At 71.1% G+C, this 25,527-nt stretch carries 25 protein-coding genes and 2 pseudogenes; 12 read left to right on the top strand and 15 right to left on the bottom strand.

Annotated features, from left to right (window positions below; genetic code table 11):
• The first annotated feature begins 509 nt into the window (after positions 1 to 509).
• On the top strand, positions 510 to 1,124 hold the full coding sequence (locus tag Vau01_RS57695; RefSeq protein WP_204011865.1) for a G5 domain-containing protein: 615 nt from the start codon (positions 510 to 512) through the stop codon (positions 1,122 to 1,124).
• Between the two features lie 242 nt (positions 1,125 to 1,366).
• Here Vau01_RS57695 and Vau01_RS57690 read toward each other — a convergent pair whose 3' ends face one another.
• Positions 1,367 to 1,840, bottom strand: coding sequence for a nuclear transport factor 2 family protein (locus tag Vau01_RS57690; RefSeq protein WP_204011857.1), 474 nt, complete (start codon positions 1,838 to 1,840; stop codon positions 1,367 to 1,369).
• 230 nt (positions 1,841 to 2,070) lie between these two features.
• On the bottom strand, positions 2,071 to 2,757 hold the full coding sequence (locus tag Vau01_RS57685) for a class I SAM-dependent methyltransferase (protein ID WP_239152923.1): 687 nt from the start codon (positions 2,755 to 2,757) through the stop codon (positions 2,071 to 2,073).
• Between the two features lie 52 nt (positions 2,758 to 2,809).
• Here Vau01_RS57685 and Vau01_RS64265 point away from each other — a divergent pair, with 52 nt between their 5' ends.
• A complete protein-coding gene (locus Vau01_RS64265; RefSeq protein WP_239152921.1) occupies positions 2,810 to 3,430 on the top strand; it encodes a tetratricopeptide repeat protein in 621 nt (206 codons plus the stop codon).
• A 691-nt stretch (positions 3,431 to 4,121) separates the two neighbouring features.
• Here Vau01_RS64265 and Vau01_RS57675 read toward each other — a convergent pair.
• Positions 4,122 to 4,358 carry a CPCC family cysteine-rich protein gene (locus Vau01_RS57675; protein WP_239152932.1) on the bottom strand — a complete coding sequence of 79 codons (237 nt, stop codon included), beginning with the start codon at positions 4,356 to 4,358 and terminating at the stop codon, positions 4,122 to 4,124.
• Between the two features lie 581 nt (positions 4,359 to 4,939).
• Here Vau01_RS57675 and Vau01_RS57670 point away from each other — a divergent pair.
• Both Vau01_RS57670 and Vau01_RS57665 read left to right on the top strand, forming a co-directional pair.
• On the top strand, positions 4,940 to 6,049 hold the full coding sequence (locus Vau01_RS57670) for a recombinase family protein (RefSeq protein ID WP_204011853.1): 1,110 nt from the start codon (positions 4,940 to 4,942) through the stop codon (positions 6,047 to 6,049).
• A 382-nt stretch (positions 6,050 to 6,431) separates the two neighbouring features.
• Positions 6,432 to 6,620 carry a 2-oxo acid dehydrogenase subunit E2 gene (locus Vau01_RS57665; protein WP_204011851.1) on the top strand — a complete coding sequence of 63 codons (189 nt, stop codon included), beginning with the start codon at positions 6,432 to 6,434 and terminating at the stop codon, positions 6,618 to 6,620.
• A gap of 20 nt (positions 6,621 to 6,640) precedes the next feature.
• Here the strand turns inward: Vau01_RS57665 and Vau01_RS57660 are convergent, their stop codons facing one another.
• The 3 genes from Vau01_RS57660 to Vau01_RS57650 all read right to left on the bottom strand — a co-directional run bounded on the left by Vau01_RS57660 (position 6,641) and on the right by Vau01_RS57650 (position 9,765).
• Positions 6,641 to 7,315, bottom strand: coding sequence for a hypothetical protein (locus Vau01_RS57660; RefSeq protein WP_204011849.1), 675 nt, complete (start codon positions 7,313 to 7,315; stop codon positions 6,641 to 6,643).
• A 198-nt stretch (positions 7,316 to 7,513) separates the two neighbouring features.
• Complete coding sequence (locus Vau01_RS57655) at positions 7,514 to 8,197, bottom strand: response regulator (protein WP_239152919.1); 684 nt, start codon at positions 8,195 to 8,197, stop codon at positions 7,514 to 7,516.
• Positions 8,194 to 9,765 carry a sensor histidine kinase gene (locus Vau01_RS57650; protein ID WP_204011847.1) on the bottom strand — a complete coding sequence of 524 codons (1,572 nt, stop codon included), beginning with the start codon at positions 9,763 to 9,765 and terminating at the stop codon, positions 8,194 to 8,196. Before Vau01_RS57650 ends, Vau01_RS57655 begins: the two co-directional genes overlap by 4 nt.
• A gap of 81 nt (positions 9,766 to 9,846) precedes the next feature.
• Here Vau01_RS57650 and Vau01_RS57645 point away from each other — a divergent pair, with 81 nt between their 5' ends.
• On the top strand, positions 9,847 to 11,217 hold the full coding sequence (locus Vau01_RS57645; protein ID WP_204011845.1) for a cation:dicarboxylate symporter family transporter: 1,371 nt from the start codon (positions 9,847 to 9,849) through the stop codon (positions 11,215 to 11,217).
• 160 nt (positions 11,218 to 11,377) lie between these two features.
• On the opposite strand, the gene Vau01_RS64900 is transcribed toward Vau01_RS57645, so the two are convergent.
• Together Vau01_RS64900 and Vau01_RS57630 are read right to left on the bottom strand one after the other, a co-directional pair.
• Positions 11,378 to 11,836, bottom strand: coding sequence for an aldehyde dehydrogenase family protein (locus Vau01_RS64900; protein WP_275424054.1), 459 nt, complete (start codon positions 11,834 to 11,836; stop codon positions 11,378 to 11,380).
• Positions 11,837 to 12,368: 532 nt separating this feature from the next.
• Complete coding sequence (locus tag Vau01_RS57630; protein ID WP_204011840.1) at positions 12,369 to 13,016, bottom strand: response regulator transcription factor; 648 nt, start codon at positions 13,014 to 13,016, stop codon at positions 12,369 to 12,371.
• Positions 13,017 to 13,244: 228 nt separating this feature from the next.
• On the opposite strand from Vau01_RS57630, the gene Vau01_RS57625 reads away from it, so the two are divergent.
• Genes Vau01_RS57625 through Vau01_RS57600 form a run of 6 tightly spaced genes read left to right on the top strand, consistent with a single transcriptional unit; the run spans position 13,245 to position 21,258 of the window.
• On the top strand, positions 13,245 to 13,616 hold the full coding sequence (locus tag Vau01_RS57625; protein WP_204011838.1) for a hypothetical protein: 372 nt from the start codon (positions 13,245 to 13,247) through the stop codon (positions 13,614 to 13,616).
• Between the two features lie 13 nt (positions 13,617 to 13,629).
• Entirely contained in the window at positions 13,630 to 14,469 is an 840-nt protein-coding gene (locus Vau01_RS57620; protein WP_204011835.1) for a hypothetical protein, read from the top strand.
• The gene (locus Vau01_RS57615; protein ID WP_204011833.1) at positions 14,466 to 14,963 is read left to right on the top strand and encodes a hypothetical protein; all 498 of its coding nucleotides are present in this window, start codon (positions 14,466 to 14,468) and stop codon (positions 14,961 to 14,963) included. The genes Vau01_RS57620 and Vau01_RS57615 overlap by 4 nt, the downstream gene beginning before the upstream one ends.
• Positions 14,960 to 15,535: a hypothetical protein gene (locus Vau01_RS57610; RefSeq protein WP_204011831.1), complete on the top strand. Its 576-nt coding sequence runs from the start codon at positions 14,960 to 14,962 to the stop codon at positions 15,533 to 15,535. Before Vau01_RS57615 ends, Vau01_RS57610 begins: the two co-directional genes overlap by 4 nt.
• An 11-nt stretch (positions 15,536 to 15,546) precedes the next feature.
• Entirely contained in the window at positions 15,547 to 16,065 is a 519-nt protein-coding gene (locus Vau01_RS57605; RefSeq protein WP_204011828.1) for a PASTA domain-containing protein, read from the top strand.
• 3 nt (positions 16,066 to 16,068) lie between these two features.
• Entirely contained in the window at positions 16,069 to 21,258 is a 5,190-nt protein-coding gene (locus tag Vau01_RS57600; RefSeq protein WP_204011827.1) for an FAD-dependent oxidoreductase, read from the top strand.
• Here Vau01_RS57600 and Vau01_RS65560 read toward each other — a convergent pair.
• The 6 genes and pseudogenes from Vau01_RS65560 to Vau01_RS65550 form a co-directional block, all read right to left on the bottom strand.
• A pseudogene (locus tag Vau01_RS65560) lies at positions 21,225 to 21,581 on the bottom strand (hypothetical protein); the annotation flags it as partial. The gene Vau01_RS57600 and the pseudogene Vau01_RS65560 overlap by 34 nt on opposite strands.
• Before the next feature lie 54 nt (positions 21,582 to 21,635).
• On the bottom strand, positions 21,636 to 21,911 hold the full coding sequence (locus Vau01_RS57590) for a hypothetical protein (protein ID WP_204011817.1): 276 nt from the start codon (positions 21,909 to 21,911) through the stop codon (positions 21,636 to 21,638).
• A 6-nt stretch (positions 21,912 to 21,917) separates the two neighbouring features.
• A complete protein-coding gene (locus tag Vau01_RS57585; protein WP_204011814.1) occupies positions 21,918 to 22,295 on the bottom strand; it encodes a hypothetical protein in 378 nt (125 codons plus the stop codon).
• Positions 22,296 to 22,504: 209 nt separating this feature from the next.
• Positions 22,505 to 23,014, bottom strand: a complete 510-nt coding sequence (locus tag Vau01_RS57580; protein ID WP_204011811.1) for a hypothetical protein — start codon at positions 23,012 to 23,014, stop codon at positions 22,505 to 22,507.
• Positions 23,015 to 23,476: 462 nt separating this feature from the next.
• Positions 23,477 to 23,656, bottom strand: a complete 180-nt coding sequence (locus tag Vau01_RS65555; protein ID WP_373320489.1) for a Scr1 family TA system antitoxin-like transcriptional regulator — start codon at positions 23,654 to 23,656, stop codon at positions 23,477 to 23,479.
• 67 nt (positions 23,657 to 23,723) lie between these two features.
• Positions 23,724 to 24,161, bottom strand: a pseudogene (locus Vau01_RS65550) (Scr1 family TA system antitoxin-like transcriptional regulator); the annotation flags it as partial.
• A gap of 122 nt (positions 24,162 to 24,283) precedes the next feature.
• On the opposite strand from Vau01_RS65550, the gene Vau01_RS57570 reads away from it, so the two are divergent.
• Positions 24,284 to 25,159 carry a hypothetical protein gene (locus Vau01_RS57570; protein ID WP_204011805.1) on the top strand — a complete coding sequence of 292 codons (876 nt, stop codon included), beginning with the start codon at positions 24,284 to 24,286 and terminating at the stop codon, positions 25,157 to 25,159.
• A 143-nt stretch (positions 25,160 to 25,302) separates the two neighbouring features.
• Here the strand turns inward: Vau01_RS57570 and Vau01_RS64255 are convergent, their stop codons facing one another.
• Positions 25,303 to 25,470, bottom strand: a complete 168-nt coding sequence (locus Vau01_RS64255) for a hypothetical protein (RefSeq protein ID WP_373320488.1) — start codon at positions 25,468 to 25,470, stop codon at positions 25,303 to 25,305.
• Positions 25,471 to 25,527: the final 57 nt, after the last annotated feature.

Raw genomic sequence — 25,527 nt, 5'->3', positions numbered from 1 at the left:
ATCCATCCATATTCCTATCATCGCCCGATATCGCAGACAATACGACGCCGATTTCCGCCGGGGCCTCCGACTCTCCGCGGAGTTGTAACCGTTGTCAGATATTCCAGCCGGCCGGTGCCGGCACATGATGTAGCGCCCGAGCGCAAGATCTAATCGGCGGCCGTAAGCAACCTGCGAGGCACTCGGGCGTGGCACTGATTCGTTTGGCTCGGGAATGTCGACTGCAACCGCTGTCATCTGTGATCGACTCCGTATGTCGCCGCCTACCCTGCACCATAGGAGCAATCGTGATCAATCTTCGTCGAAACCAAATCGATGACCCGCGGCCGCCCCCAACCAACTCTCAACAGCAGTTCACGCCACCAAACCCGCGGCCACCATCGAGTGCCGCCTTCTGGGCGGCTGCCGTCCCGCCAGGGGCGATCCCCCCAATGAGTGGGCCGGCCGGATACCAGTCGTCGCCTTCGCCACGCTATGGCGCCCCAGTCGCGCCGAGTTCGAGAAGTCCGGTGCGGCGACTGGGAGCTGGCGCCATCGTCGCCATCGCGCTGAGCAGCGTCCTGGCGCTGTGCCTGATCCTGAGCACCGTTGTCGCTGTCGTTTCACCAGCCAACGAAGAGACGGCAGCCATTCGGCCGCAGCCGGCGGTGGCCGCTGAATCAGCAACGCCGTCCTCGAACACGGAGGCCCGTTCACCGGCAGTCGGTCAACCACCGACAGTGGAGACACGAACCGTCACCGCGACGGAGTCCATCCCGTTCGAAGCGAAGGCCGTCGACGACCCCTCGCTCGCCGCCGGTACGACTGAGGTGCGAACCGCAGGAGTCGCCGGAGTGAAAACGCTTACCTACGAAATAACACTGACCAACGGCGTGCAGACGGGCAAGAAACTGTTGGCTGAGGTGATCACTACAGCGCCGACAACTGAGGTGACGGCCCACGGAACAAAAGCCCTATCCCCGTGCGATCCGAACTACACAGGTGCCTGCGTGCCGATCGCCAGCGACGTCGACTGCGCAGGCGGCACCGGAAACGGCCCTGCCTACGTCAAAGGGCCGGTGAAGGTAGTCGGCTCGGACATTTACGACCTGGACAACGACAACGACGACATTGGCTGCGAATAAGGCCGGCGACCGGGACCGGCCCTGGAATAGCCGCACGCCGTTGTCCCGTCGCTAATGGAGCCGGACTGCCGGGTGGCCAACGCACCCCGACGCCGCACACCTCTCGCACGACCGGGCCGCTCTCCGGCGACTCCCTCGCCGGGCCAGCCGCTCATATGCAGGCGTACGGATCTGCCGCTCTGTTCGCGCTCCGCTTCCACGGGTTGCTGCCCAGGAATGGATGCCACGACGCGGGGCAAGGCTCAATCGGGTATGTCGTTGACCTCGCCGGGTCCGTCGGCCGGGGCAAGCGGAGCGAGATCGAACGGCCGTACGACCCGCCGGTAGGCGATGCGCCAGGAGCCGTCGACGTTGCAGTAGTGGTCCTCGTAACTGCCGCCTCCGGCGATCCACCGGCGGTCAGGCAGCTGGACGAGGACCACCACGTCGCACCTGCCTGTTGCCGTGGGGGCGTCGATCTCCACGATGTGGTTAGCGGTGGCGTGCTGCATGACCGGGAAGATCCGCCACTGGTCCTGGACCGCAGCGCGGATGGCCTCGATGCCGACGAAGCGGCGGTCCGGGCTCGTCTCCCATACCGCGTCGGTCGTCCATACCGAGGTCCACCGCTGCAGGTCACGGTGGTCGGCACCGATGCAGTAGTCGTGCACCAGCCTGTGCAGCGCCAGCTGCGCCTCGACCCGCTCCAGCCGCAGCACCAAGCTCTCGATCGTCACCACAATGCGGACCCTACGAGGCCCGCCGAGCGACCCGCGCCGTGGGGACCGAGCCCGGCGCACCCACTGCACTAGACGATCAAGGCATCCGGATCTGCCGCCGGTCGCTCGTCACGGGAGGTAACCCGGCGTCCCAGGTTGGGCTTGAACGTCGATGCGCTCGGCGGGGCACGAATTCAACGCGCCGCTCCCTCATGCACTTCCGCGGGCCTACGTCGATTGGCCGTCCGCTAAGGTCGGGTAGCGGTGAGCAGATACGGCGTCCCGTTGCCAACGCTGAGATCGGGCCGGGACTCGACGACTACGTCGACGAAGCCGGCTGCGGTGAGCATGTCGCGGATCGGTGTCGGCCCGTCGAGATGCATGAGCGGGAGTGCCCGCCGGGTGTCGGCCGTGTAGTGCTCGGCGAAAAGGGGCGGTGCGTCGTCGTCTGCGGTGAACCAGAAGCCGTCGACGGCCACGAGCCGGCCGTTGGGCCGCAGTAGCCGTTTCCAGTTGGCCATCGCCGTGGCCGGCTCGCGGAGTGTCCAGAGCAGGTGCCGATTGGTGACAGCGTCAAAGCTGGCCGGCGGGAAGTCGGGCGCCACCGCGTCGCCGAGTCGGGCATCGACCGTGAGCCCTCGCGCGGCGGCGTTCCGGGTGAGTTCGTCGAGCATGCCGGGCGCCAGGTCGACGGCCGTCACGCGGTGGCCAAGGGAGGCCGCGGCCAGGGCCAGGTAGCCGGTTCCGGCGGCCACGTCGAGGATGTCGGCCGCACCGTCGGGCAGGATGGAAGCGAGGGTATCGACCCAACGTTGGTACTCCGCGGAGCCGTACTCGGCGACATTGCCGCCGTGTTCCTCGTAGCCAGGCGCCACCGTGCTCCAGAAAGTGGTGATGTGCGCCTGGGCCTCGTCGCATTCCCGTTCGCTCGTCACCGATTCCTCCTCGCTCGTGACTGCCCGAACCGTACCCCGCCAAGGTCAAGTGGTGCACTTCGATGCCTGGCGCACCAGGCCTCCGGGCCAAGCCTGGTCAATGGGCCACCTCGGCACCCTGCACACCTACCTCGACCAGCCCGCCCACGCCACCCGGCACCATCAGCACGCCCTGACCATCCACCGGGAAACCGGCGACCGGGAGGGTGAAGTCTGGGCGCTCAACAGCCTCGGCGAAGCCGCACACACCGCCGGGCGACCCACTGAAGCCCTCACCCACCACACCAACGCACTCACCATCGCCAGTGAAATCTGCGATCGCTACCAGCAGGCCCGCGCCCACACCGGCCTCGGCCACGCCCACCACGCTCGTAACCACCCGGCCCGCGCCCGCCAGCACTACCAGCACGCCCTAGCCGGGACTCTGCACGCCGGTCAGGACGGTTTCGATGCCGGCGTCGGCGAGGATGGTGTCGATCAGGGCCGGGTACTTCCCGTCCCGGTCGCGGACAAGGTAACGGATCGGGCGGCCGGCGTCGTCAAGGTCCATGTGACCAGGTTGCGGATGGTCTGGGTGACCCAGGCCGTGGTCGGATGCGGCGTCGCGCCGAGGATCCGGATCCGGCGGGTGGCGTGTTCGATGACGGCCAGCACGTACAGCCGCGTGCCGTGAGGGTGACCGTTTCGAAGAAGTCGGCGGCGATGATCGCCTCGGCCTGGCCGCGCAGGAACGTCGCCCACGTCGTGGCGGTGCGGTCTGGAGCCGGGTCGGTCCCGGCGTCCTTGAGGATTTCCCAGACGGTCGATGCGGCCACCCGGATCCCGAGGGTGAGGAGTTCGCCGTGGATGCGCCTGTACCCCCACGAGCTGTTCTCGCGGGCCAGCCGCAGATGAGCCGGCAGAAGGCCGGCGAGGAACCCGCCGGCGCCCGATTGATGAGCAGGCGCAACCTGTCGCGCCACGCCGGGTCGAGGAGGAGGTCCGTCAGGATCTCCGCGACCCGGTCGGCGTCCCACGCCAGGGCAGCGTCGAGCATGGTCGCCGCCGCCGGCCACGTGCGCGAGTTCGCCGACCTGATGAACAAGCACGCGGCGACCGCATCAACGTGTGGATCGAGCAGGTCGAAGCGGACGACCTGCCGCACTTTCACTTTCTTGCCACCGGCCCGCGTCGTGACCTGGCCGCCGTCACCGCCGGCCTGACTGAGCAGCACAACTCCGGCCCAGTCGAAGGGCATGTCAACCAACGTAACCACGTCAAACGATCAAGAGGCAGACCGTGCGTGCAAGACCGCGACCGTCCTTCCGCATGAGCGCCAGCGAACACTCAACAGCAAGGGCTGGCGGCGCCGCGCCCTGACGGTCTCAGGGCTGTTCGTCGGGGCGGGGAGGACGCACCATGTCGCGGTAGCGCCGGGCGCTCGCACCGTAGATGGAGTAGTTCAGCCGGGCCTCGTCGAGGGTTCGTTCGCCGTTGAGACCGTCGAACGCGGCACCGGAGTGCCGCCCCGAAGCGCCGTCGTGCGTCCAGTAGCAGACCGGGCAGGTTTGCGCAGCCGGTGCGGTAGCCGCAGCAGGGACACCGTGGAATTGTCGGGCGATCCACCCGCCAAGCCTTTCACGCCTACCGTGACAGTTCGTATCGATGCCGCGTCACATTCAGATCACGGAGCGGTGCGGCCGGTCACGCGACGATGACCTGGGTCCGGTTGACCTTGCCGGTCGCGTTGCGGGGCAACGGTTCGGTGGTGATCACCGGGTAAGGATCTTGTAGCGCGCAGCGCGGCCCGGATCCTGTCGGCGACGGTCCGCTGGCGGGGACCTCTGGGTGGTCGGGTTCGCCGGCGGCGGCGCAGCCACCATCATCAAGGTGCAGGCCGACCCGACGATCGGTGGGGACGCCAAGGTCGGTGGGACCATCATGGCCGTGACGTTCCTGGCCAACGGTCTGGTGGTGACCATCATCGGTATCGTCCAGCTGGCCCGTCGGCGCACGAGGTCGGCCTCGAAAACGGAGCCGCGCCGGATCGGCACATCCGCACGACCCCACCAACCCCAAGATCACCGGTGGATCGAGGCTACGAGCCCGATCGCTGATGTGGGTGAACCCCAGCCGTGCCCGATTCTGAGGGCGGTTCGAGTGGGCACGTCCGGGGTGCGGGGCGAACATGGCGAGGTAACCAATGGCATCCCTGCACTCTTCATCCGGCGACGATCTGCTGGCCGCGTGGCTGCACGGCCAGAACGCCGCCGTGCGGAGTCGTGGCCGCCCGACACCGGCGAGGGCGGGAAGGATTCGGGTTGCCTTCTACGGGCGGACATCGACGACGGACTACCAGGATGAGGCCTCATCGCGGCGGTGGCAGCTGGACAACGCGACTGACCTGATCGGCGACCGTGGGTTGATCGTCGCCGAGTTCTTTGACGTTGGCTGGTCTCGTAAGGTGCCGTGGTCGCTGCGACCCGAACCCAGTCGGTTGCTGGCTGAGATCGCGCAGGTGGACCGGCCGTTCGATGCCGTCGTGGTCGGTGAGTATGAGCGTGCGTTCGAGGGCGGCCAGCTGCAGGCGCTACTTCCGGTTCTTCGGCGTCATGGCGTCGTGCTGTGGCTGCCCGAGTTCGGCGATGTGGTCGACGAGGCGGACCCGGTCCATCAGGCTGTGTCGCTGCTGTTGGGCTGCGAGTCCCGGCGGGAGGTGTTGCGGGCCCGGTTCCGAAGCACGGCGGCGATGCGAGCACAGGCTCGGGATCAAGGCCGGCATCTCGGCGGTCGTCCGCCGTACGGCTACCGGCTGGTCGATGGCGGTCCGCATCCGAATCGGGCGCATGCGCGGTGGGGGAGGCGTCAGCACCGGCTGGGTCCGGATCCGGTGTCCGCGCCGGTCGTGCGGTGGATCTTCGCTCGCCGATTGGCCGGCGGGAGTGCGGCGGCGACCGCGCGGGCGCTGAACGAGTGTGGTGTGCGGTCGCCGTCGGGTCATGATCCGGAGCGGAACCGGCACCGTTCCCGGCCTGGCGTGGGACGCTTCACACGGTGGCCGAAATCCTCGCGAATCCGCGATACACGGGTCGGCAGGTGCGGAATCGGCAGCGCACCGACCACAAACGAGACCCGGCCAGGGGACAAGCGGTCCAGCCGTGGTGCGATCCGGCGGTGGAACCCGAAGGACGAGTGGGTGATCTCCACCTGGATCGTGCATCCGCCGCTGGTGAGCGAGACCGACTTCATCCGGGCCCAGTCCGACCCCGGGGCAACCGCAGGGGGTCCTCGATGTCCGCTCTGCTCACAGTGATCCACGGCGGAGCCCTCGTGGCCGGTATTGGCACCACGCTTTATTCGGCCACCGTCACCACCGCAGCCCTGACCGCGTTGCTCGCCCCCACCCCGCAACGACGCCGCGACGCCCGCACCGTATTTCGTGGTGCGCGGCTCGGCCTGGATAGACAAGCTACTGCGGCTGCGCGCCCGCCCGGGACCCGTCCGGCGCGCCCAGGATCTCCGTCAACGACCTCGTCGTGCTCGCGGCTGCCCGGGGCCCACGTGCGTGTGTGCTCGCGATGAGCGTGATCTGGACGCCGGACGCCGGACGCCGTGCGCGCGTTCTCGTCGAATCGACATCGGGTCGCCGTCGCCACCCACCGCGGGCTGGTAGCGCCGATGGTGCTCGGCTGCGGGTGTCGGCGGTCGCGACTGCGACGGCAGATCTGATCGCGCGGGCCCGCACCGGCCGACTGCGCCAGGAGGAGTTGGAGGGCGGCACGCTCACGGTGACCAACCATCGCCCCGTCGACCGGGCCATCGCGGCGCAGCGGCCGGCCGCCTCCCTCGCCCTCCTGGAGAAGCCCGTGACCATCCTCGCCTGACAAGGCACGCGTATCTGCGGTCAGGTGAGCGTGTCGGCGGCCACGGCGGCCACCTGCTTGACCCCGGACGCGTTGTCCGGCCGGCTGGTGCCGTGCACGGTCCACACCGACGACACGACCGTGCCCTTGGCCACGAGCGCCACGCAACTGACGAATGTGTTGTCGGGTCGCTTTGTGGTCTGGCAGAACGCGTACGTGGCGTCGATGCCGGCGAACGCGGGCAGGGCCACCGCGTCGTGCAGGGTGTACTGGCCGTCGCTACCGGTGTAGGCGCGGCAGCTTTCGACGGCGGCCTTCACCTGGGCCACGACGTCGGTGCCGGGGGTGGCCGCGTATGCGTACGCGGTGTTGCTGATCCACCAGCCCTGTGCGCTCCACGTGCGGTTGTGGGCGGCGTGCACGTCGAGGCGGTCGGCGTCGACGCGCTTGCCGCACGCCCCGGTGACGTCGTACGCGACGGCCGTGTCCTGCTTGGGCGTGACGGAGACACCGAGCGGCGACAGGCCTTTGGCAGCGATCGCGGCCGCCTTCGCCCGCGCCTGCAACGCCGCCTTGTCAACCGATGCCGACGGCGAGGCGCTCGGTGGCGCGGGCGACGCTGCCGTCGAGGAGGCGACCAGGGAGACCGGCCGTGCCACCGTGTCGGGCTGGGCACCACAGCCGGACACCGCGACCGCCAGCACTATGCCGGCCACGACACGTAACACCACAACCACACTTACCCCCGTTGCGACGGTCGCGGGCGCGATCCGCATCGATGCACGAAAATACACGCCCGCACGTGGCCGGTGGAGAACGTGTGCCCGGTTCCCCGGCGGTCCGGTGGGTCAGCCGGTCCACGGCACGCTGCTACCCCCGCGATTGACGGCGGAACGCCGCAGCCAACCCCACGGTCACGTCGGTGTCGGGCGGTACTCGACCTCGGGACGGCCCGGGCCGCCGTACCGCGGGGCCCGTATCACCGTTCCCGTGTCGGCCAGGTGCTCCAGATACCGGCGGGCGGTGATCCGGGATACGCCGGTGCGTGCCGCCACCTCGGCCGCGGACAGCCCGGCAAGCTCGGCGGTGCGCAGCGCGGCCAGCACCAGGTCGTGCGTCGCCGCGTCGAGGCCCTTCGGCAGGGAGGAGGCCGTGGCGCCGCGGAGAGTCGCGAGGACCCGGTCGACCTGGTGTTGCGCGGTCAGCTCGCCGGTGTCGAGGAGCTGGCTGCGGTAGCGGGCGTAGCGGTCGAGCTTGTCGTGGAACGCGGCGAACGTGAACGGCTTGAGCAGGTAGTGGGTGACTCCCAGCGCGACCGCTGCGCGCACCATGGTCAGGTCCCGCGCCGAGGTGACGGCCAGGACGTCGGTGCCGCTGCCGGCGGCGCGCAGGGCGCGGCAGACCTCCAGGCCGTGCCGGTCCGGCAGGTTGAGATCCAGCAGAACCAGGTCGACCTGCTCTCCGCGGAGGGCGGAGAGGGCGTCGCGGGCGGTGTGCGCGACGCCGACCACCACGAACCCGGGCACCCGTTCGGTGTAGACGCGGTGAGCCTCGGCCAGCAGTGGCTCGTCCTCGACCACGAGCACGCGGATGTTCACGAGCGCCTCGGCAGCCGTACGGTGACGAGCGCGCCGCCGGTGGGCGCGGTGCCTACGGTGTGCCGGCCGCCGTGGCGCCGGATGACCTGGCCGACGAGTGCCAGTCCGAGCCCGCGGCCGTCCTGTTTGGTGGACCAGCCGCGCCGGAATGCGTCGGTGACCCGGTCGGCGGGCAGCCCTGGGCCGGAGTCGCCGACCCGGACGACCACCTCGTCGTCGTCGGCCCGCACGAAGACGGTGACGCGGCGCGGCGGTTCGGTGCCGGCGACCGCTTCGAGCGCGTTGTCGACGAGGTTGCCGACCACGGTGAGCAGGTCCCGGCTCGGCAGGGCCGGTCCGTCTAGGCGGGATCCGTCCGCCACGACGAACTCCACGCCCCGCTCGGCGGCCTGGGCGGATTTGCCGAGCAGCAGCGCGGCGAGCGCCGGCTCGGTGACCGCGCCGACGACCTGGTCGGTGAGCTGCTGTGCGACTGCAAGTTCCGCGGTGGCCAGCCGTACCGCCTCGTCGGTGCGCCCGAGCTCGACCATCGTCAGAACGGTGTGTAGCCGGTTGGCGGCCTCGTGCGCCTGCGCCCGCAGCGCGTCGGTCAGCCCACGCACCGAGTCCAGCTCACCGGCGAGCAGGCGCAGGTCGGTGTGGTCGCGCAGGGTCAGCACGGTGCCCAGGCGCCGTCCGGCGAAGCGGGTCACGCGCTGGTTCGCCACGAGCACGCGGTCGCCGGCGACGACGACCTCGTCCTCGGCGGGCCGGCCCGACGCGAGCAGTTCGTCGACGGCCGCGGGCAGGTCCAGGTCCGCCACGAGACGGTCGGTGCCGGTGTCCTCTGGCAGGCCGAGCAGCCGCCGCCCCTCGTCGTTGACGAGCGTGACCCGTCCGTTCCCGTCGACCACGACGAGACCCTCACGCACGGCGTGCAACACGGCGTCGTGGTACTCGTACATGCGGGTCATCTCGGCCGGACCGAGCCCGTGGGTCTGCCGCCGCAGCCGCCGGCTCAGCAGCCAGGCTCCGGCGGCCGCCAGGGCCAGCGCGGCGGCGGTCACAACGGCAAGGGTCGGCAGTTGCCGTGTCAGCCGGCGGTTGATCTCCTCGGTGGTGATGCCGACCGAGACGAGGCCCACGATCCGACCGTCTCCGGCGCGGACCGGCACCACGGCCCGCACCGACTCACCGAGACTCCCGGCGAACACCTCGACGACCTGCCCCCCGTTCAGGGCACCCTCGATGGCGCCGGTGAACCGCTGCCCGATCAGCTCCGGCTTCGGGTGGCTGTAGCGGCGGCGGTCCGGTGCCATGACCACGATGAAGTCGGTGTGCGTCGCGAGCCGGGTCGACTCCGCGTACGGCTGGAGCCGGCTCACCGGGTCGGGGGCGGCCAGCGACTCCACTGTGAACGGGGACAACGCCACGGTCTCGGCGACCGCGAGCACGGTCTCGACCGCGGCGTCCTGGGCGTCGTCGCGCGCGAGCAACACCGCGCCGGCCACTCCACCTCCCACCAGGAGCGTCACGACGACCCCCTGAAGCGCGAAGATCTGTGCGGCGATGCTCCATCGGCGTCTCATCCTGTGTCCGTCCCGGGTCTGTGCTGTGAACAGAATGAACGTAACGGTGTGTTCGAGTGAGACCTAGGCCACATTCTCGGCATGGCATCCCAGATCCCCGCCCGGCGGGTCCGCCGGGACCGGACGCATCATCTGTACATCGCCGTGATCGTCGCGGTCGTCGCCGGCGTCGCCGTCGGCCTCGCCGTGCCCGACGTCGCCACGGAACTGAAGCCGATCGGTACCGGCTTCGTCAACCTCATCAGGATGATGATCAGCCCGGTCATCTTCTGCACGATCGTGTTGGGAGTCGGCTCGGTCCGCAAGGCCGCGAAGGTGGGAAAGGTCGGCGGTCTCGCGCTCGGGTACTTCCTGGCGATGTCGACCGTCGCGCTCGTGATCGGTCTCGTCGTCGGCAACCTGATCCAGCCCGGTTCCGGGCTGAACCTGAGCGACAGCGTCGCCGCAGCCGGCCAGAAGGCGGCCAGCGGTGCGAGCCACGAGAGTACGGCCGACTTCATCCTCGGGATCATTCCGACGACGCTGGTGTCGTCGCTGACCTCCGGCGAGGTGCTCCAGACCCTCCTGGTGGCGCTGCTCGTGGGCTTCGCCGTCCAGTTCATGGGCAGGCGCGGCGAGCCGGTGCTGCGGGCCGTCGCCACCGCGCAGCGACTGGTGTTCCGGATCCTCGCCATGATCATGTGGCTGGCACCGATCGGTGCATTCGGCGCGATGGCGGCCGTCGTCGGGGCGACCGGCGTCGACGCGCTCAAGAGCCTGGCACAGATCATGCTCGGCTTCTACGTCACGTGCGCGATCTTCGTCTTCGTCATCCTCGGCGTCCTGTTGCGGGTGGGCGCCGGCATCGGCCTTTTCTCGCTCCTGCGTTACCTGGGCCGGGAGTTCCTGCTGATCCTCTCGACGTCGTCGTCGGAGTCGGCGCTGCCCCGCCTCATCGCGAAGATGGAGCACGTCGGTGTCAGCAAGTCGGTCGTCGGCATCACCGTGCCGACCGGATACTCCTTCAACCTCGACGGCACGGCGATCTATCTGACGATGGCGTCGCTGTTCATCGCGCAGGCGATGGGCGACCCCCTCTCGATCGGCGAGCAAGTGTCGCTGCTCGTGTTCATGGTCGTCGCGTCGAAGGGCGCCGCCGGCGTCACCGGCGCGGGACTCGCGACGCTCGCCGGCGGATTGCAGAGCCACCGTCCCGACCTCGTCGACGGTGTGGGTCTGATCGTTGGCATCGACCGGTTCATGTCCGAAGCCCGCGCACTGACGAACTTCGCCGGCAACGCGGTCGCCACCGTCCTCGTCGGCGTGTGGACCGGCGAGTTCGACCGGGACCGGGCGCGGGCGGTCCTCGCCGGTGACGATCCGTTCGACGAGGCGACGATGCTCGACGACGACGAGGAGGAGGCGACGGAGAACACCACGCCGGACAAGCTGCCGGCCGACGTCGCACATTGACGGCCGCCTGCCGTCCGGGGGAGTTGCCAGTCCCCCCGGACGGCACAGCCCTCAGGGATAGAAAGCGGTGGACGGCCTGCGCCACGCGCGCGGGCCTGCTGCCACCGGCCATCTCCAGGTGAAGTCGGCCGGATCTGTACGCCGCCACCGGCGACGTCGGTCACCTCGGAAGCCGCCCGGCGAGCCGGATCTTGGCGCCGACCGGTACCGGCACCGGTGCCGGGAACCTCACCTTGTTCACCGCCATCCGCACGTCGTCGACCACCAGCAGCTTCCCGAATAGGGGAATCAGCAGCGACAACGTCAGGTACCCGTGCGCGATCTCTGGCCGAAGGGTCCGGACCTGGCCCGGGCGCTCTTGCCGCCGAGTTCCATCGTGGTCGGCTTGATACGGGCGGTCGCCCCCGGCGGCGACCTTGGCGCCGGTCGCGGTCGAACCGGTGAAGGCGATCTTGTCGACGCCGGGGTGCTCGACCAACGCCGGGCCTGCCGCGCCGCCGCCGGTGACGCCGTTGAGCACGCCGTCGGGCAGCCCGGCCCCGGTGAGCAACTCGGCGAGTCGCTGCGCGGTGAGCGGGTGTCCTCGGCTGGCTTGTGCACGACCGCGATGGCGTCGCACCGGCTCCTACTCGCGGCCCCGGCCTCGCCAGCTTCGGCCGACCCCTCACGGTGCAAGCGCAATCGCGCCTCAACTGAAACTCTGGCTGGCTGGATGCCCTCGTGGTAGAGCTCGCCGATGCTTCGGGCACTGCGCACGAACGCGTTTCGTCCGGGTCCTCGGTCCACGATGCATCCGCGAAGCCCGTTTGCGCCGAACTCGACCGGGCGCGGAATCCGCGCGATATCCAGTCAACCCCGTAGCACGGCAATAGGCGGCTTTACGCTGGGTGCGAGCAAGAGACCGAGGAAACAGCTGGCCATGAAGGGGCCTGCTCGCGGCGCCCGAATACGGGTTTACGCAGCGCTGGCGGGTGTCGCGGCGGGCACCATTCCGGTTCTTTGCGCGCCGGCTTGGGCGCGTGCCCGCATGGTGAAGTGTGCGCAGCCGGGCGTTGGCGCAGCGGTGACCGGGTCGTAGACGGCTCTGCGACGGTCGAGGTCGACATCACGGGCCTGCTCGTGTGGCACCGCAGCCGGTAGCCCCTGCAGAGTCAGCCCGACGACGACACCGTGCGGGCGCGGGCGGCGGCTTGGCTGCGGCGCTGCGCGCCGAGTTTGGTTAGGATGTTGTGCACGTGGTTCTTGACGGTGCTGACCTCGATGTACAGGCGGCTCGCGATCTCCTTGTTCGACAGTCCGGTGTCGATGAGGCCGACGATCTGGCGTTCGCGTGGGGTCAGCCGGATCTGGGCGGCCGCGCGGGCCGGTTCGCCTCCGGTCCCGCTCACCCGCCGCAGCAGCGCCGCGGTCACCCGGGGTGAACAGACGGCGTCGCCGCGGGCGACGGACTCGACGGTGCCGACGACATCGTCCAGCGAGCCCTCGCTGGCGACGAATCCCGCCACGCCCGCCGCGGCGCACGCGACGATGTCCTCGTCCTCCTCCGGCGATGCCAGCGCCACCAGCGCCGCGTCGGGGTAGGTCCGGGCAAGGTCGGTAATCATCCGCACGCTGTGGGCGGTGCCGACGTCGACCAGGAGAACGTCGGGGACGCGGTCGGTCGCGTGGCCGCGCGCCTCGTCGGGCGTCGCGGCGGTTCCGAGGACCTCGAGGGAACCCTGCCCGCACAACGCGGCGGCGAGGCTCTCCCGGTAGATCCGCACCGGACTGATGACAATGACAGCCGGGATCGTCGCCATGATTCCCCCTTCCGCGCACGGCACGCCTGACCTCTTTGGAGGTCGTGCGGCCAGGGACTGATACGCCGCACGGAACCGGTCACCCGGACCGGATCCTCCGATCCGCCGGATCCGGTACCGATGTGGACCGTCAGGACAGGCACTTTCCCCACCCGGAGGTTCATCCGTCCCCGGACTGGCGCGCCTAACGTCGGGACCCGGCTGCACGACGGCGACGAGGGAGGCGGCGTGAGTCACAGGATCCTGGTCACCGCCGAGCCGGCACCGCTTCTCGCGGCCGTGCGCGCGGCGGTGGCCGTCGCGCCGGACCTGGAGGCCGTCGAGGCTTCCGGCGGCGAGGTGGAGGTGTTGTTGCGCCTCGCCAACGGCGACGTCGATCTCGTCGTCGTGGCCATGACCGACCGGACCCTGCCCGCCGTGGCCGAACGGGTCGTCGACGAGTACCCGCGGCTGGGCGTGCTGGCCGTGGATCTCGACCGGGCTGAAGGGCTGCTGCACCGTCTGCAACCCGACACGACCCTGATCGACGGGCTCCTCCGTGCGAAGCGCCTGTCGACGGTCCTGCGTCGCGCCGCTGCCGGGCGGACGGCGTACGAGTGAGAGGAACACCGCGATGAACGGCACCGACTACCCCCACCTGCGGGACGCCCTCGACGATCGGTTCTCCGCGTTGACCGACGCGGAGCTCGACTCGGTCTTCGAATCGGCGTTCGGTGAGGGCGTCACGCCGGCCGAGTACGAGGAGTTCTTCTCCGGACTCGGCAAGGCGTTCAGCAACATCGGTGGAGACATCGGACGGTTCGCCCAGCAGGCCGCGCCGGTGGTCGCCAGTGCGGCGCAGGGCGCGATGCAGGGCGCCGCGGCCGGATCGCGGCTCGGGCCGTACGGCGCGCTCTTCGGCGCGTTGGCTGGCGGCACCGGGTCCGCGCTCAAGTCACACGGGACCGGCGCCGCGCGCGACGTCGGCAATGTCATCACCGGGGTCGTGGGGACCGCCGGTGCGCTGACCGGGGGAGGCGGCACCGGACCGGGCCTCGCCGGTCTCCTCGGTGGCGGCGGGGCCGGCCGGGCACCGGCGACCAGCCAACTGCTGGGTCTGCTCGCCCGTCCCGAGACCGCGCAGGCCCTGGCCGCCCTCGTGGGCGGGCGGAACCCGGCGGTGCCGGCGGGGCCGTCGGGCGTGCCGGTGCCGGCCAACGCCTTCGCCGGGTTGCTGTCGGCACTGGCGAGGGAGTCGGAGGCCGAGGCGCTGTCGTGGGGCGATGCCGTGGCCGTTCCCGCATACCTCGTCGGCCCGCGCGGCGATTTGGTCGCCGACCCCGCCGACCCGGACCAGTGCTCCGGTCGGCTGCTCCAGCTGCTCGGTCCGCCGACCCGCGAACAGGACGAGGCCTACGACGAGGCTTACGACGAGTACGAGGAGTACGACGAGTTCGTGGCGCGTGGACGATGATCGACCTCGACATCGCCGCACTGATCAAGCAGCACCTGGCCGGTGGCGCGAGCGTGCAGGAGAGCCTCGGCCGGCTCACCGAGTCCGATCCCGACCTCGCGCCGATCGCGCAGATCCTCATGCAACGCGAGGAGCAGCTGCGTAGCGAGTTGGCCGAGGAGGAGCGGGACGACCTTCAAGAGCAGGAGCTGGCCGACCGTCGGATGCGGGCGGCGGCGCTGCGCGAGCACCTGGACGGGATCACCGCGGAGGTCGACGCCCTGCGCGCCCGGCTCGCCGACGCGGCCGACGCGCTGGGCGCGTGCCGGATCTGCTTCGGCGACGACCGCGGCTGTCCCTGGTGCGGGGGCCGGGGCAGACCCGGATTCATGCCCCCCGACCCCGACGGGTTCGACCGCCTGGTCCTGCCCGCGTTACGCCTGCACGTCCGCCTGCGCGGACGGCGGACCACCGGGCAGGCAGCAGGTGCCACCCGGGAAAGGAGTGCGTCATGAACGGATATTCCGACGACCTGGACTCGTTGCTCGACAGCCTCGAGTACGAGGAGTTCGACGAGGCGGCTCCCCGCCGCGCCCTCGTGCGGACACCCACCCGGCAGAGCAGCTTCGTCCCGCGGCAGACGGCGACACCGGCCAGCCAGACCCAGGTGCAGACCGCCGCCCGCAACCTCGACGGCAAGATCGAGACGCTGAGCAACGCCGTCAAGGCCCTCGAAACGCGCACCAACACCCTGGCCACCGCCCAGGAACGGCAGGGCGGCCTGCTACGCAAGGAGTTCAGTGACCGGCGCAAGACCGCCGACGCGACCCGCGCCGACCTGCAGCAAACGAAGATGCTCGCCGTGCTGTTGCCGCTGCTGACCCAGGAGACCGCCGACTCGACCGACGAGAACGGCAACCCGGTCAAGGTCGTCACCCAGTCACAGAACCAGCTCGCGACGTTGCTGCCGTTGCTCCTGCTGCTCGGACCCGGTATGGGCGGTGGCGGTGACGGCAAGGGCGGCCTCGGCGGCGGCGACTCGACGATGATGCTGCTCCTGCTCGTCCTCGTGCTCGGCAAGAAGTAGGGAGCGAAGCGATGGTGTCATTGCCGGGCTTGGTGATCGGCGGAGGATCCGCCGCGGTCGGCAGTGTGGCCGTGCCGTCCGTCGTCGGCCGGACGCAGGCCGAGGCCGAGCAGAAGCTGCGCGATTTCGGCCTGGTGCCCCGGGCCCGGGTCGTCGAAGCCGACGAACCCGACGGCACGGTGGTCAGCCAGAATCCTGTCGAGAACACGATCCGCCCGCGCGGGACGACGGTCAATCTGTTCGTCGCCAAGCGGCCCGTGGTGCCGACGGACATCGTCCAGACCTTGACCGACATGGTCGAGGCGGTCGAGGCCGTGGGTATCGCGGTGACCGCCGTGGACGGCAAGGTCGACGGGATCGGTACGAAGGTCGACGGGCTGGAGACCGAGGCGGCCGCGGCCGCGCGGCACAAGGAGATTCTCGACCGGCTCGACAAGCTCGCGGGTCCGGCCGCCGCCGCACCGGGTGGCGCCGCGGATGCCGCGCCGGGCGGCAAGAGCGCCGGCCGGGGCGGCCGCGGCGGGAGCTGACCGATGGATCCGGCCCTGCGCGAACTCGTCCGGCGGTGCGATCCCGACGGCGAGATCGCGGTCATCCTGCGACTGCGGCACCCGGACGCACTCCCGCCAACGGCGCGCGTCGTCTGCCGGTTCGGCGACGTCGCCACAGCCAGGGTGCGCTGCCGCGACGTCGCAGCGCTGTGGGCCGATCCCGTGGTCGCGAGCGTCAAGGCGCCGCAGGTCTACACACCGGACCTGGAACCCCCGGACGAGCCCGACCCCCACGGGCCCGACCCCGGCGGTCCGGACGGGCCCGCCGACAGGGCCGCCGACGGGGGCCGGCCGGCGGACCTGCCGGAGACCGGGAGCGGGATTGTGGTGGGGTTCGTCGACTGGGGCATCGACATCGGCCACCCGGACTTCCGGCACGCCGACGGCACGACGCGGCTGCTCGCCCTCTGGGACCAGCGACCGGCCGCGTCGGATCGGGCGGAGCGCTACGGGTACGGGCGGATCCTCGAGGCGGCGCGGATCGACGCCGCGCTCGCCGGGCCGGACCCGTACTCCGCGCTCGGCTACGACCCGGCCGACTTCGACGCCGGCCCGGGCGCGCACGGCACGCACACGGCCGGCCTCGCCGTCGGCAACGGCCGGGCGGGTGGACCGGTGGGGATGGCCCCCGGCGCCGACCTCGTGTTCGTCAGCCTCGGCCGACGACAGGACGCCGGCCCGGCATCGCTCGGCGACTCGATAGAGCTGCTCGAAGCGATCCACTTCGTGGCCGATGTCGCCGGCGACCGGCCGTGCGTGATCAACCTTAGCCTCGGCCGGCACGCCGGCGAGCACACCGGACGCACGCTGCTGGAGTTGGCGCTCGACCAGTTCGTCTCGGCCGCGCCGGGCCGGGCCGTGGTGCAGAGTTGCGGCAACTACTACCACCGCCGCACGCACGCCGCCTGGCGGATCGGACCGGGAACGTCGCGCCGGTTCCACCTCGACGTGGATCCCCGCGACGTGACCACGAACCAGGTGGACATCTGGTACCCGGGACGCGACCGCCTGCTCGTCGAGCTGACCTCCGACACCGGCGCGACGGCGATGGTGCCCCTCGGTGGGCACGGGACGGTCGTCGTCGACGGCCGCGACGTGGCCCGGGTGTACCACCGGGCCCACGACCCGAACAACGGCGACAACCAGGTGAGCATCTTCATCGACCCGGCCGGACCGGGCGGCTGGGACGTCACGCTCACCGGGCAGGACGTCGTCGACGGGCGGGTGCACGCCTGGATCGAACGGGACTCCGGCTGCCGGACCTGCCAGGTGCGGTTCACCGACGGGCAGGCCAGTCCGCGGACCACGATCGGCACGATCGCCAACGGCTACCGCACGATTTCGGTCGGCGCGTACGACGCGCACCGCGGCGACCGCCCGCTCGCGTGGTTCAGCAGTTCCGGCCCGACCCGGGACGGCCGACGCAAACCCGACCTGGTCGCATCGGGCATGCTCGTGCCCGGTCCGCGGTCGCGGCCGGCCGGCGGCGACGGTCCCCGGTACGTGCGGATGTCCGGTACCAGCATGGCGGCGCCGGCCGTCACCGGCACCGTCGCGCTCATGTTCGAAGCGGCCGGCCGGCTGCTGTCCATCGAGGAGACGCGGCGGGCGCTGCTCGCCGCGTGCGACCCGCCCGGTCCGGGTGTCGACCCGCGCCGGATCGGCAGCGGATACCTCAACCCGCGGCGCGCGCTCGACGCCGTCCGTCCGCGCCGTCCGCCGGAGGCACACATGCCGGGATTCGACCTGCCGCCGGTCGATCTGAACGCGGAGGATTCGCCGGTCGCCGAGTCGGTAGCGTCCGGGTGCCTCGGTAGCATCCGGGTGGCCGTGGTCGGCGGTGGTCTCGCCGGGTTGATGGCCGCGTGGTCGCTGCAGACCGGCGGCGCGCGGGTCACCGTCCTCGAAGCGAGCCGCCGGTTGGGCGGTCGGGTCCGTTCGGACCACGGGGTGACGCCCGGCATGGTGGTCGAGGCCGGTGCCGAGCTGATCGGCGAGAACCATCGGACGTGGATCGGGTTGGCCCGCCGGTTCGGCCTGGACCTCGTGCGGGTCAGTACGGAGGACGACTACGCCCGGCGCGGCCTGCGCGTGCGGACCCGGCTCGGCCCCGCCGACCTGACCGACGAGCAACTGCGCGAGCTGGAGCGCGACCTGCTCCGGGTGCGGACGCAGATCGCCCGGGACGCGTCCGCCGTCGATCCGCTCCGACCGTGGCTGTCGCCGGGTGCCGCCGCCCTCGACGCGAAGTCGCTCGCGCAGCGGCTCGACGAGCTGTTCGGTCCGGTGTCAAGCGTCGCCCGTACGTACTTCGAATTCGTCGCCGAGAACGACCAGTGCGCCCCGGTCGCGCGGCAGAGCTATCTGGGTTACCTCGCGGCCGTCCGGGCGCACATGCTTCCGGGTGACCCGCTGGCGTACTGGACGCGCATCGAGACCCACCGCTGCAAGGGCGGCAACGAGCAACTCGTCACCCACCTCGCGAAGCGGCTGCCCGACATCCGCAAGAACACGCCGGTCACCTGGCTGGAGATCGGCACCCGGTCGGTGCGGGTCGGGTTCGGCACCGCCACGGCCGAGGACTTCGACTACGTCGTCCTGGCCGGTCCGCCGACGACGTGGCCGCGCGTCCACGCCGGAGTCCCGTTCCGGCCGGCCGACTACACCATGAGCCACGGCCCGGCGGTCAAGTTCCTCAGCGCCGTGCGGCGGCCATTCTGGGAGGACACGCGGCTCGCGCCGAGCGCGCTGTGGGACCGGCTCGGGAGCGTCTGGGAGGGCACCGACAAACAGACCGGCGGGACGGCGGCGTGCCTGTCGGTCTACTCGGGCGGGCGGCTCGTCCGGGACCCGGCCGCCTACCGGGCCCGGCTCGAGGAGCTGTACCCGGGCTACCGGGCGAACGGCCCGACCACGACGTTCGTCGACTGGCCGTCCGAGCCGTGGATCCGCACCGGGTACTCGGTCCCCGCACCCGGCCAGGTGACCACGGTCGCGCGGAACCTCGGCACCCCGTTCCAGGGCCGGCTGATCTTCGCCGGGGAGCAGGCGTCGCCGGGGTTCTTCGGATACATGGAGGGCGCGCTGGTGTCCGGCGTGCTGGCCGCGTACCGGATCGTGGCCGCGTGCACGGCGTCCTCGCGCGAGGCGCTGACCGGTCCCGCGGACGGCGCGACCGGACCGGACCCGGAGGCCGACCGCGGGTGCGGCGGGAACCCCGCCGCGGACCCGCCGGCCCGGCCGGACGACATGCTGACCAGGCTGGACACCGTGCTGGTGCGCCGCGCCGCCGGATCCGGTTCCGACGAGATTGGGGCCGAGGAGCCGTGGCTGCGGCACGTGCTGTCGGCCGCGGGTGTCCCGTCCGGCATCGGGCTCACCGAGGCCGGACTCTTCGACGCGTTCGCGGCCGACCCGGCCACCGGGCCGGGACCGCTGCTGCACGCCCTCGACGTCGTCGCCCGGCCCGGCACCCGCCTTACCACGCTGCGTCCGGGCGACCTCGTGCTGAGCCGCGGACGCGGCAGCCCGTTCGCCAGCATCGCGGTCGTCGCCGCGCCGGACCTGCGGCACCTGGGCCAGCTCCGGCCGGCCGGCTACCGGCCGGACAGCCGGTGGCCCGGCCTCTACGCCCACGTGCTCGACCCGGCGCCGCACCCGTGGGCGCACCGGTTCGCGCGCCGGGTCGCCGATCAACACGGCGTGCTGCCCGGGCACGTGCTCGTGCTGCGTCCACGTGGGTCCGGCATGGACGCGGAGTCGCTCACCGGCCCGTGCCCCGACGTGCCCGTGCCGCCGGCGAGCCGGCCCCGGGTGCTGCGGTCGGGCTCGGTGCACCCGGCCGTCCGGGAGATCCAGCGCAAGCTCAACGGCCTGCACGGGTACCGGATCGCGGCCGGTGTCACCGGCATCGCCGACGCCCCGCTGGTCGAGGACTGCCGGTTCGGCCGGCACACCCACGCAGCCGTGCGGGCGTTCCAGGCACTCGTGTTCCCGGGAACGCCGGCCGAGGTCGACGGCGAGGTCGGCGTCCGGACCTGGGCTCAACTCGACGCCGTCGTGACCGGACCCACCGGCACGGCCCAGGTGACCGTCGAGGGGCTGTGGCTCGCCGGACCGGCCGGCGCCGGTACGCAGTTGACCTGGAACCAGGTGCTCGGCGTGGACACCGCGACCGTCGAGGTGGTCGCCGTCGCGTCCGGGCTTCCGGCGGCGCTGATGCCTGCCGAGGTGGTGGTCGAGGTGACGAGCCGACTGCCGAACCGGAAGCCGGGCGGCGGAACGCTGGCGTCACCTCTGCGGTGGCCGGTCCGGGCCACCGGGCCGGATCCGGCGAACCCGGCCCGGACCCGCTACCGCGACGCCCGTCCCCTCGACGCGCTGGGCGGATTCCTGGCCGTCGGTCCAGGCGCGGCGCAGGTCGCGACCGTCGTCCGTCCCGGTGGGACGAGCGACGCCCGGTTCCGGACCGCGCTCGGCGCAGCCGCGCACGGCATCGCCACCCAACCGCCGACCCCGACCGGCACGACGGGGGACAGGTCGCGGGAGATCCCGGACGCGCTGGCGCTGTTCCGGGCCGGCGGCGTGGAGGTGCTCGAACTGGCGGTGCGCGCGCTGCCGAACTGGCGGCTGCCCGGCCCGGTCCGCGGCCTGGTGCGCAGCCCGGCCGACGTCTTCTACTACTCTGGCCACGGCCTGTCCGGCAGCGGCAAGCTCGCGATCGACACGACCGGCAGCCCGTGCGGCGTCTCCGGGTCGTACCTCGACTGGCTCGGTCCGGCCGACCTGGCCCTCGTCTGGCCGCCGGCGATGGACCTCGACGTCCTAGTGATCGCCGGCTGCTCGGTGCTGCGCATCGACCGGTCCACGTCGCCACCGTCGGGCCCGGGAGTGGCCTGGACGCGCCTGCTGCGGTCCAAAGGCGGTCCGCTCGTGGCGCTGCTGGGCTACCAGCGCGGCGCACCGTGCGACAGCCCGAACGGCGACGCCATCGCGGCGGCGATGGCGGCCCGGATCAGGTCCGGCTCCACCGACTACGCCAAGGACTGGCTCACCGCCAACGGCGACCACAACGCCAACAACGCCGTCGCGATCGACAACCGCGGATACTGGACGATCACAGCCACCTGGACCGGCGGCTACGGCATCGTTGGCCCGCATGTGGTGCCCTGATCCGACGTCCTCGGCCGCGATCGCATCGACGTACACGGAGCAGCACAGGTCGCCGCCGCGACGGCTCGGATCGGCGGTGTACGGGTCACCACGAGGGTTGCGACCACGGCGGTCGCGCACACCACGAGCGTCGCTCCGGCCGCGACCGCACCCAGGAGAGCCAACGGCGCCGACATCACAGTTACGCCGATTGTCGCGCGTACGTTGACCGTCGTGCTCGCGACGGTTCCGGCCGCGGCCAGGTAGCCCAGGACGAGACCGACCGCCGCCACCGTCAGCGACTCCCACAACGCCGTACGGACCACCTGGCCGCGGGTCAGTCCGGTGACGCGGCGCCACGACCGTGTACGCCATCGCCATCGCGAGCAGGGCGATCATCACGTCGACGTCGCCCCGTTGTTGTTCGTCGGTGGTCCGGCCGATCCCCTCGTCGGCGGTGACAACTCGGCCGGGGAGGCCGCGGAGACCGTCGGCACATCAGCGCCCGCCGCGAGCCGCACGATGTATCGGCGGTCGCCGTCGACCGGTGCCAGGACGAGCGACAGGAGGATGAGCGGACCGGCGAACGTGTCGGGCAGTAGTGCCACGATGCGCAGGTCGCGCGGCCCGTCGTCGAGCCGGACCCGCAGCGTGTCGCCGACCTTCCAGTTCATGCCCGGTTAGTAGCCCGGGTAGACGGCGACGGTGGCCCGACGCAGGTCGCGAAGGTCGCCGGCGGTCACGTCGACGGCGTGCGTCCGCGAATATGCCGCGGGGTCGACGGCCAGTCCGTCGGCGATGTCGAACGCCGACGGGTCGGAGCTGTCCAGCGACGCGTCGAAGGTCACCGGCACCTCCTCGGACACCGCGTCCACGCCGTCGACGCCGGCCACCCGCGGGCTGATCGGGTGGTCGGCGGTCACGACGAGCTCCGCGCGCAGCGTCCGCTTGCTTTCGGCCCGGGTCGCGGCGCCGAGCGTCGCGACGATACCGGCGACGCCCCCGACGAACGCCGCCCGCACCATGACGGGCGCCGCGGTCGACGCGCTGCGCCGCACGCCCGCGCGGACATTGGCGTACGCGAGCCGGCCTAGGATGCCCCGCCCGCACCGCGACCGGTCCGAGCGCCGCCCCGGCCACGACGAGCGTAAACAGCAGTAACAGGGCGTCGTTCAGCGCCGCCTCGCCACGCAGAAACGGCATCGCGCCCACCAGGCCGCGGGCGGCGGTCACGGCGAGGGACCCACGGTCCGTCGTGGTGCTGTCATCACGCGGGCCGCGGCGCCCGTCTCCCGAAGGGCTTCGAGTGGGCGCACGCGCGAGGCGCGCCACGACGCCGCGAGGACGCCGCACAGCGCGACACCGACCCCCGATCCGACCGAGACCGTGACGATCCACCGGCCAGCAGGATGCTGGCCGGCGCGGTGTCGCCGACCGCGGCGGCCGTGTAGATGCTGGCGGCGGCGAGTTCGGGGTGTGCGGTCAGCAGGTGGCGGGCTCGCTGGTGGCGGGTCTGGTCGTCACCGCCGTAGGTCAGGCAGGCGAGCCGGAGGAATTCGTCGGCGAGTCCGGCGGCGGTGGTGATCGGCCCGCCGATCGGCTGGTGGTGCGGCGAGCGGGTGTACCGGGTGACCGTGTCGATGTGTTCACGCAGCCGGGGCCAACTGACGAAGCCGTAGCTGCGGGCGACGACGAGCTGTGCGTCGGCCAGGGCGAACGCGGTCAGTGCGGCGGCGCCGTCTGGGATGTCGGTCAGTCGCGGGTGGAACTCCCGCACCAGGCCGGCGGCTTCGGCGTCGCCGGACCGTACCGTCTTGCAGGGTATTGGCCTGGTGTTTGAGGTGTTCCAGGTTGGGGTTGTTGGGCAGATCGCGGGCCGGCATGACGGCCTCCTCTCGCTGATGCCTGGTATCCGCATGCGCAGGCCGAAAGGAGGTCGGGCGGCGGTGCCGTGGCGCGGTCGGGTGGGCTGAGTCCTTCGCGCAGATCGCGGGCGCCCCCGGGCGCCCGCGATCAGGATATCGCGATCGAGGCACCGGGCGACGACGTAACCCTGTCGCAGGGCCTGGACGCTTCACGTTCGGTGCCGCCGACCGGCTCGACGCCGCGGTCCACTCCAGCGCCGAACACCCGCGACCGCCGCCGCCGGATCTCGGCATGCTGTTGGACGCAGTGGTCGGGCAGGTCAGGGGCGATCAGAAGACGCCAAGCTCGGCGTACGGATCAGCTAGTGATCCGATCAGAGGCGATAGTCGCTGATAGGAACGCTCAGCGCGTAGGTGCTGGTGAAGATCCGGCGATACTCGGTGAGTTCGGCGGGAAGTTCGCCGTAGCGGGCGCCGGTGAGGGTCTCGGCGTAGACGATGTCGGGGTCGTCGGGGTCGTGGAAGTCCAGGATCGTGAACCCGCCCGCGGCTATGGCGGGGGTGTGCGCCGGCTCTCCAGGGCAGGTATCGGATGTCGATGTGGACGCGGTCGGCGAGTGCGCAGAGGAGCTGGATCTGCTCGCGCATGACGTCTGCGTCGCCGACAGGTCGGGTCAGCGCGTTCTCGTTGAGGATCGCGGCCAGCCGCATGGGCGGGGTGCGCTCGATGAGTACGGCTTGGCGTTCCTGCTGGTGTTTGAGGTGGTCGCGGACGGCCGCCTGGGTGGCGTCGGGCTTGACAGCCAGGCAAAGCGCCCGGGTGTAGTCGGGGGTTTGCAGCAGTTCGGGTACCTGTCCGAGTTCGTAGATGTATAGCTGGTCGGCGGTGGCTTCGAGGTTGGCGTAGAGCCTGTCGCGGGTGGACGACGCCGGGTCGGAGTCTCGCCGTTCCGCCCGACCACGCCCGGGCCCGGATCGACGCCCCGGTGGCCGCCCGCGGTCGGGTTGTGCCGGAGCACACACCGTCGCCGATCCGGAGGGCAACGAACGGGACGTCATCGCGGCCGGTCGGGCGTAGCCGGCGGCCTGGACGGTATCGTCGGCCGGTGGATCCGTCCCAGCCGATGCCCGTCCAGCCGCAGCCGCCAACCGGGACTGACCGACGGGCGACGTGGTGGACCGTGGCCGCCGTCGTGGCCGCGGTCGTGGTCGTCGTCGTTACCGCGGCGACCACGGTCTGGGGGCTGACCCCGAGCCGCGGAACCCGTCCTGAGAAGCCGGTACTGGACCCGATGGTGAAGAAGGTCAAGGCGGTGCGGGCAGCGGCGGCCGCCCTGGCGGCAGGCCCGTACGAGGTCGACTTCGACTTCACCTGGAGGGAACCCGACATGTCGGCGTTCCAGGCGAGGGCGATAAGCATGCTGTGGTCGGGCACGATGCGGTCCACCGGCGGTGACTCTCCACAGTGGACGCTGTCGTCGGAGGTGACGTACAAGCAGGAGGACGGCTCGCGGCAGCGGCTCGACGCGGTCACCATCGTCGACGACGGGCAGACCCGCTACCTCGACACGCTCAACACCACGTTCGACGGCCTGGAATGGGCCGCCATCACGGGTTCCGGACGCGTCAACAACTTCTGGCGGCCCGCGTTCACCAGCAGGACCGGCGAGGTGGTCCCCGCCCGCGCGGCTCCGATGCCGGAGGTAATTCCGCTGGACTACCTCGACATCACGTCGGCGGGGTCCGTCCAACAGGCCCTCGACCCCGTCCTCGGCGACCGCTACACGTTCCAGGGCCTCGCTACGGAGGTGGTCCTCGGTGACCGCACGGCCCGGGCCGTCGAGCTGTTCGGCGCCGAGTCGTCGTTCGGTCGGCCCGACTTCCTCCTCGACGTTTACGTGGCCAAGGGGCGCCTGAGCAAACTCGTGGTTCAATCACGCACGCCGACGCCGACGAGGCCGGCCCTCTCACTGACCGTTCGGGACCCCGGCGGACCGGTGACCGTCGAGATCCCGAAACCCGGAACATTCGCCGACCGCACCAAGACGGGCGGCTGAGCCCGTCAGCTGACGGCGGTGCCGCTGGCCAGTATCTGAGTCCCCACCGGCGTCCGTTGTGCTTCGGCCGATGAGAATGTAGTCAGGCCGCTTTGCGGTGTTCGCGGCCTGCTGCACGGCCGGTCCACCGTCCAGGAACCCGGCTACCTCCGCGTCAACAGCGCTGAACTTCCCCACCCCGGATAGGTCTGACGAAGTACTGCCTTCGTGGTTGGCGCGGTTTCCTTGAGGAGGTCGCGGCGGCGGCGGGTGCGGTAGGAGTCGCCGGTGAGGGTGAGGACTTCGGCGCGGTGGACGAGGCGGTCGATCATGGCTGCGGTTATCTAACCGTTCAGGTGAGATGTCCACGACGTCCGTGACGGCGGTGC

This window comes from Virgisporangium aurantiacum, assembly GCF_016863635.1.
GTDB classification, from domain to species: Bacteria; Actinomycetota; Actinomycetes; order Mycobacteriales; family Micromonosporaceae; genus Virgisporangium; species Virgisporangium aurantiacum.
This window is presented reverse-complemented; position numbering and strand designations above follow the sequence as displayed.